Here is a 7,515-nt window from a genome sequence, read left to right as displayed (position 1 = left end):
GTCGACCGCTACCGCGACGAATTCCTCGAGCTGATGCGTTCGGGCACGGTCGACATCGTCTTTGCCAACAGCCACGAGATCAAATCGCTCTACCAGACATCCTCGTTCGACGAGGCGCTGGCGCAGATCCGCAAGGATTGCCGGATCGCCGCCGTGACCCGCTCGGAAAAAGGCTCCGTGATCGTGNGCGGCGACGAGACGGTGGTGATCAAGGCGACCGCCATCAAGGAACTGGTCGACACGACGGGCGCCGGCGATCTCTATGCCGCCGGCTTCCTGCATGGCTACACGCAAGGCCGCGACCTGCANACCTGCGGCGACCTTGGCTCACTGGCGGCCGGATTGGTGATCCAGCAGATCGGCCCCAGGCCCCGGCAGAATCTGCGCCGCGAGGCTGAGCAGGCGGGATTGCTTTAACAACCGTCAAGCTGCCGCCCCTCACCGTCGCGCAGTTGTCATACATCGCACCTACACGCAATCTGGGCGTCCCGCGACTGACATTTCGGTGCGCCCTCAGTCAGTTGGGGTGTCAAGAAATGCTGGACAGCATGCTGTCGGGCGGCAGGATTCGTTGCCGCCGCGATTTCCGTTTTCCGCACTAGAAGTTCAACAATCGGCCGCAGCTGAGGGGGAGCGCGCGGCCAGAAGACAGATGCATGAACAGATTTCAAATCCAGGGCCTCAAGCAGGACGACTTCGCGGAGATGGTCGCGGAAGACGTCGAACGTGCACTTGCCCACTATGACGAGGCCATCAACAAGCCCACCATGGTCTCGGTCGGCAAGATCGCCGGCAGCATAGCGTCCGCCGTCACCTTGCTGTCACCGAAGCACCGGCGCGCCATCGACGCCATCCATGCCGACCTGCCCGGCCTGGCGTCGAAATTCGTGCGCGCGCTGGCGGCGGAAGCCGCGCGCCGCAGCGAAGCCGGTATTGCCGGCGTGACAAATCCGCCGACGACCCCGTTGGCCGATGTCGAGCCTCCTTCGCTGCCAAAGTCCGACGATCTCGAATCGATGCTGATCGAGGACTGGGCCGGCCGCGTCGCCGGTTCGACCTATCTGGAAGAGCATCTGCGCATCGCCCGCTCGACCCTGCACCGCTGGCAGCGGCGGGGTGAGGTCATCGCCTTGCGCAAGGGCGGCCGCAAACATGTCTTCCCGCTGGCGCAGTTCGTCGACGGCCGGCCGGTTGCAGGCATTCGCGACGTGCTATCCCTGATCACCAATCCGAGGCTCGCATGGCTGTGGCTGACGCGGCCCTCGGCGCAGCTCGACGGCCGCGTCCCGATCGACTTGCTGCGGCAGGATCAGGTGGACGAGGTCGTCGAGGCCGCTCGCATATTCGCGCCGGGCTGAACGCCTCGCCGACTCACCGCTGAGGCCAGCCCCTCAAGTCCCCGCCGTGTACGCCGCGATCGCCGCCATGTTGACGATATCGCTGTCCTTGGCATTCAGCGACACGATCTGAACCGGCTTGTTCAGGCCGACCAGCAGCGGCCCGATCACCGTCGAGCCGCCGAGTTCCTGCAACATCTTGGTCGAAATCGAGGCCGAGTGGAACGCCGGCATGATCAGCACATTGGCCGGGCCGGTCAGGCGGATGAACGGATATTGCGCCATGGCGCGGGCGTTGAGGGCGACGTCGGCGGCCATTTCGCCGTCATATTCGAAATCGACGCGGCGCTTGTCGAGGATGCGCACGGCTTCCTGGACGCGCTCGGAGCGTTCGCCCTGCGGATGGCCAAAGGTGGAATAGGCGAGCATGGCGAGCCTCGGCTCATAACCCATGCGGCGGGCAAAGCCTGCCGCCTCCTCGGCGATGTCGGCGATCTGCTCGGCGTTCGGCATATCGTGCACGGCGGTGTCGGCGACCAGCACGGTCTTGCCCCGCGCCAGCACGATCGAGACGCCGATGACGCGGTGGCCGGGCTTGGCATCGATGACGCGGCGGATGTCGTCGAGCGCTGTCGAATAGTTGCGGGTGACGCCGGTGACGATGCCGTCGGCGTCGCCCAGCGCCACCATGCAGGCGGCAAAGTGGTTGCGATCGTTGTTGATCAGCCGCTGGCAGTCGCGAAACAGGAAGCCTTTGCGCTGCATGCGCTCGTAGAGGTAGTCGGTGTAGATGCCGTTGCGGCGCGACAGCCTTGCATTGATGATCTCGATGCCTTGTTTGTTGAGATCGATGCCGGCGTGCCTGGCGTTTTCCTTGATGACGTCGTCGCGGCCGAGCAGGATGGCGGTGCCGAGCTTCTGGTTCACATAGGAGACGGCGGCGCGCATGACCTGTTCCTCCTCGCCCTCGGCGAAGACGATGCGCTTGGGCTGGCGGCGCACGCGGTCGTAGATGCGCTGCAGGGTCGAGGCGATCGGGTCGCGGCGGGCCGACAGTTCCTGCGCGTAACGGTCGAGGTCAAGGATCGGCTTGCGGGCGACGCCTGAATCCATCGCCGCCTTGGCGACCGCAATCGGAATGGCCGAGATCAGGCGCGGGTCGAACGGCACCGGGATGATGTAGTTGGGGCCGAATTTCGGCCGATTACCCTGATAGGCGGCGGCGACGTCGTCGGGCACGTCCTGGCGCGCCAGTGCCGCCAGCGCCTGGGCGGCGGCGATCTTCATGTCGTCATTGATGGTGGTTGCCCTGACATCCAGCGCGCCGCGGAAAATGTAGGGGAAGCCGAGCACGTTGTTGACCTGATTGGGGTAATCGGAACGCCCTGTGGCCATGATGGCGTCTGTGCGGATCTCGGCCACTTCCTCCGGCGTGATTTCCGGATCGGGATTGGCCATGGCGAAGATGATCGGGTTCTTGGCCATCGACTGCACCATGGCGGTGGTCAGCGCGCCCTTGGCGGAGAGGCCGAGGAAGACGTCGGCGCCGTCGAGCGCCTCGGCGAGGCTGCGCGCCTCGGTCTTGACCGCATGCGCCGACTTCCACTGGTTCATGCCTTCGGTGCGGCCCTGGAAAACCACGCCCTTGGTGTCACACAGGATGATGTTTTCGGGCGCAAAGCCCATCGCCTTCATCAGCTCGATGCAGGCGATGCCGGCCGCACCGGCGCCGTTGCAGACCATTTTCGTGGTCTTCATGTCGCGACCGGTGATCTCCAGCGCGTTGATCAGGCCGGCGGCCGAGATGATCGCGGTGCCGTGCTGGTCGTCATGGAAGACCGGAATGTCCATCAACTCGCGCAGGCGCTGCTCGATGATGAAGCATTCCGGCGCCTTGATGTCCTCGAGGTTGATGCCACCGAAAGAAGGCCCGAGGAACCGCACGCAGTTGATGAACTCGTCGGCGTCCTCGGTGTCGACCTCGAGGTCGATGGAATCGACATCGGCGAAGCGCTTGAACAGCACCGCCTTGCCCTCCATCACCGGCTTGGAGGCCAGCGCGCCGAGATTGCCTAGACCGAGGATGGCCGTGCCGTTGGAGATGACGGCGACCATGTTGCCGCGCGTCGTGTAGTCGAAGGCACGGCTGGGGTCTTCGGCGATGGCCAGGACCGGAACCGCGACACCAGGCGAATAGGCGAGGCTGAGGTCGCGTTGCGTCGCCATCGGCTTGGTGGCGACGACCTCCAGCTTGCCCGGCCGACCCATGGCGTGGAATTCGAGCGCTTCCTGCGCACTGACGGACGGACCGCTGTTCTCGGTTTTCCTGGCCATGATGTACTTGATTTCCTCACCGGTGCAGCACCTCGTTGAAGCGGGTGCTTTGTGTCAGACCGAATTAAGACCACGCGCCGCCGCGTGTAAACCGCCAGCGTGCGGAATCGCGGTTGGTACGCGCGATTGCGGGCATCCTGCCGTCCCGGTCGTCCCCTGTTTTTCGAAGCCCCGGCATTAAACCGCGCGATCACATCTGCTAGCGTGCGGCGCATGAACATGCACAGCCCGAACGAGCCAGACGCCCCCGAGGCGATGACGCCGGTGCCGACCGCCCACGCCGGCGCCACGCCGATGATCGAGCAATTCATCGAGATCAAGGCGGCAAACCCGGATTCGCTGCTGTTCTACCGCATGGGCGATTTCTACGAGCTGTTCTTCGACGATGCCGAGAAGGCGAGCCGGGCGCTGGGCATCGTCTTGACCAAGCGCGGCAAGTATCAAGGGCTCGACATTCCGATGTGCGGCGTGCCGGTGCATGCTGCTGACGACTATCTGCAGAAGCTGATCGGCCAGGGTTTCCGCGTTGCCGTCTGCGAACAGATCGAGGATCCGGCCGAGGCGAAGAAACGCGGCGGCAAATCGGTGGTGCGCCGCGATGTGGTGCGGCTGGTGACACCAGGCACCATCACCGAGGACAAATTGCTGGCGCCGTCGGAATCGAGCTTCCTGATGGCGCTGGGGCGGGTGAAAGGCGGAGCGGACCACTCCTTTGCGCTGGCCTGGATCGACATCTCGACCGGCGCCTTCCGGGTCACCGACACCACCGCCGACCGGCTTTTGGCTGACATCTTCCGTGTTGATCCGCGTGAGTTGATCGTTGCCGAGCCAGTGTTCCACGATCCGGAGCTGAAGCCGGTGTTCGACGTGCTCGGCCGCGTCGCCAGCCCGCAACCACCGTCACTGTTCGATTCGGCGTCGGCGACAGGGCGCATCGCCCGCTTCTTCGATGTGGCGACGCCGGACAGTTTTGGCGCCTTTTCGCGCGCCGAACTATCGGCGATCTCGGGCGCCATTGCCTATGTCGAGAAGACGCAGAAAGCGGAGCGCCCGCCGCTGTCGCGGCCCGAACGCGAGGAGCAGGGTTCGACCCTGTTCATCGATCCGGCGACACGCGGCAATCTGGAACTGCTGCGCACGTTGTCGGGCAGCCGCGAAGGCTCGCTGTTCAAGGCGATCGACCGCACGGTGACCGGCGGCGGCGCAAGGCTGCTCGCCGACCGGCTGATGGCGCCGCTGACCGACCCGGCGGCGATCGGCGCCAGGCTGGACTCAGTGTCGTTCTTCCGTTCCGAAACGCGACTTTGCCAGGCGGTGCGGTCGAGCCTGAAGAGCGTTGCCGACATGCCCCGCGCGCTGTCCAGGCTGGCGCTCAACCGGGGTGGGCCGCGCGACCTCGGCGCGCTGCGCGCCGGCTTCGAGGCTGCAGGCGCGATCGCCGAAATCTTTGCCGCCACCGCCCTGCCCCCGGAACTTGCGGCGGCATTGGCCGCCATCCATGCACTGCCCCAAGCGCTTTCGCAGCATCTGATGCAGGCACTTGGCGACGAACTGCCGCTGCTCAAGCGCGACGGCGGCTTCGTTCGTGGCGGCTACCATGCCGATCTCGACGAGATGCGGGCGCTGCGCGACGAATCGCGAAAGGTGATCGCCGGGCTGGAACGCTCGCTGATCGACGAGACCGGCATCCGCTCGCTGAAAATCAGGCACAACAATGTGCTCGGCTACTATATCGAGGTGACCGCCAACCACCATGCTGTGATGACCGGCAGCGATGGCGCCAAGGCGCGCTTCATCCACCGCCAGACCATGGCCAATGCCATGCGCTTTACCACGACCGAGCTTGCCGAGCTCGAGACCAAGATCGCCAATGCCGCCGACCGGGCGCTCAACATCGAACTGGCCGCCTTCGAGGCGCTGACGACGGAAGCGGTCGGCGAAGCGGAGAAGATCCGTGCCGGCGCCGATGCGCTGGCCGTGCTCGATGTCTCCGCGGCGCTCGCGCTTCTGTCGGAAAGCGAAGCCTGGTGCCGGCCGGTGGTGGATTCGAGCCTTGCCTTCGAGATTACGGGCGGGCGACATCCGGTGGTCGAACAGGCCTTGCGCCGCTCCGGCGAAGGCCCGTTCGTCGCCAATGATTGCGACCTGTCGCCGGAGGGAGCTGCCCGGAACGGCGCGATCTGGCTTTTGACCGGCCCGAACATGGGCGGTAAATCGACATTCCTGCGGCAAAACGCGCTGATCGCCATCCTGGCCCAGACCGGCTCGTTCGTACCGGCGACATCGGCCCATATCGGCGTCGTCGACCGGCTGTTCTCGCGCGTCGGCGCCTCGGACGATCTGGCGCGCGGCCGCTCGACGTTCATGGTCGAGATGGTCGAGACGGCGGCGATCCTCAACCAGGCCGGTGAGCGCGCACTGGTGATCCTCGACGAGATCGGCCGCGGCACCGCCACTTTCGATGGCCTGTCGATCGCCTGGGCGGCGGTCGAATATCTGCATGAGAAGAACCGCTGCCGGGCAATCTTCGCCACCCATTTCCACGAAATGACCTCGCTGGCCGGCAAGCTGGCGCGGCTCCACAATGTCACCATGCGGGTCAAGGAATGGGAAAACGACGTCGTCTTCCTGCACGAGGTCGGCAAGGGTGCCGCCGACCGCTCCTACGGCGTGCAGGTGGCGCGGCTGGCCGGCCTGCCGGAAGCGGTGGTCGACCGGGCCAAGGAAGTGCTGCACCAACTGGAAGAGGGCGAAGTTTCGGGCAAGACCAACCGGCTGGTCGACGATCTTCCATTGTTTTCGGTGGCGGTGAAGCGAGAAGCGCCGAAGCCGATCAAGAGCGACGCGCTGGGCGCGGCACTCGGCGACATCAACCCGGACGAAATGACGCCACGCGAGGCGCTGGAAGCGCTCTACCGGCTGAAGGGGTTGGCGGGGACATAGTCAGATCATCTCCAACCCGCGCTTGCGCGCTGGTGGCGGGAAGGCGCGGTCGAGATCGGCGATGTCCTGCGGCGCAAGCTTGATGTCGAGCGCAGCGACATTCTGGCGGACATGCTCCTCGCTGCTGGCCTTCGGGATGGCGATGACGCCCTCCTGATGCATCACCCAGGCCAGGGCGATTTGCGCTGGGGTCGCATTGTGGCGGACGGCGATGGCTTCGAGCCTGGCATTGCGCGCCAACGCACCCTGCTCGACCGGAGAATAGGCCATCAAGGGGATGCCGCGCTGCCGGCTCCAGGGCGCCAGATCGAATTCGAGGCCACGCCGGACCAAATTGTAGAGCACCTGGTTGGTCTGGACATTGCCGCCATCGGGCAGGCCGATCAGCTCTTCCATCTCGTCGGTGTCGAAATTGCTGACGCCCCAGTGGCGGATCTTGCCGGCCTTTTTCAGGGCCTCGAAGGCAGCGACGGTTTCCGTCAATGGCACGCTGCCGGGCCAATGCAAGAGATAGAGATCGATGCGGTCGGTGCGCAGGCGTTTCAGGCTGTTTTCGCAGGCGCGCTGCACGCCCGCGCGCGAGGCGTTCGACGGTAGCACTTTCGAGACCAGGAAGGTCTCGTCGCGGCGCCCGGCAATGGCTTCGGCCACCACCTCCTCGGCAGCGCCGCTGGCATACATTTCGGCGGTGTCGATCAACGTGATGCCGAGGTCGAGGCCGAGCTTGAGGGCATTGACCTCATCGGCGCGGCGACGGGAATCTTCGCCCAACTTCCATGTGCCCTGGCCAAGCACCTGAACGGCTTCGCCGGAGGGCAGTTTGGTGGTTCTGATGGTCGGTGGCATGGCGGGCTCCAGTTAGGGCCGGATCGCATCGCAGGCTGGGCGATAAATCCAGAGG

The 7,515-nt window shown here is 65.1% G+C and carries 5 protein-coding genes; 3 read left to right on the top strand and 2 right to left on the bottom strand.

Going from position 1 to position 7,515, the window contains the following annotated elements:
• The coding region (locus tag M729_RS0134540; protein WP_027164299.1) for an adenosine kinase at positions 1–417 on the top strand (417 nt) is incomplete at its 5' end.
• A gap of 239 nt (positions 418–656) precedes the next feature.
• The gene (locus M729_RS0134535) at positions 657–1,358 is read left to right on the top strand and encodes an antitoxin Xre/MbcA/ParS toxin-binding domain-containing protein (RefSeq protein WP_027164298.1); all 702 of its coding nucleotides are present in this window, start codon (positions 657–659) and stop codon (positions 1,356–1,358) included.
• 33 nt (positions 1,359–1,391) lie between these two features.
• On the opposite strand, the gene M729_RS0134530 is transcribed toward M729_RS0134535, so the two are convergent.
• Positions 1,392–3,671 carry an NADP-dependent malic enzyme gene (locus tag M729_RS0134530; protein ID WP_027164297.1) on the bottom strand — a complete coding sequence of 760 codons (2,280 nt, stop codon included), beginning with the start codon at positions 3,669–3,671 and terminating at the stop codon, positions 1,392–1,394.
• Positions 3,672–3,884: 213 nt separating this feature from the next.
• Here M729_RS0134530 and mutS point away from each other — a divergent pair, with 213 nt between their 5' ends.
• A complete protein-coding gene (gene mutS, locus M729_RS0134525; protein ID WP_027164296.1) occupies positions 3,885–6,614 on the top strand; it encodes a DNA mismatch repair protein MutS in 2,730 nt (909 codons plus the stop codon).
• On the opposite strand, the gene M729_RS0134520 is transcribed toward mutS, so the two are convergent.
• Complete coding sequence (locus tag M729_RS0134520; protein WP_027164295.1) at positions 6,615–7,460, bottom strand: aldo/keto reductase; 846 nt, start codon at positions 7,458–7,460, stop codon at positions 6,615–6,617. It abuts the gene before it with no gap.
• Positions 7,461–7,515 lie beyond the last annotated feature (55 nt).

Origin of the sequence: Mesorhizobium sp. WSM1293, from assembly GCF_000513875.1 — a bacterium.
GTDB lineage: Bacteria > Pseudomonadota > Alphaproteobacteria > Rhizobiales > Rhizobiaceae > Mesorhizobium > Mesorhizobium ciceri.
This window is presented reverse-complemented; position numbering and strand designations above follow the sequence as displayed.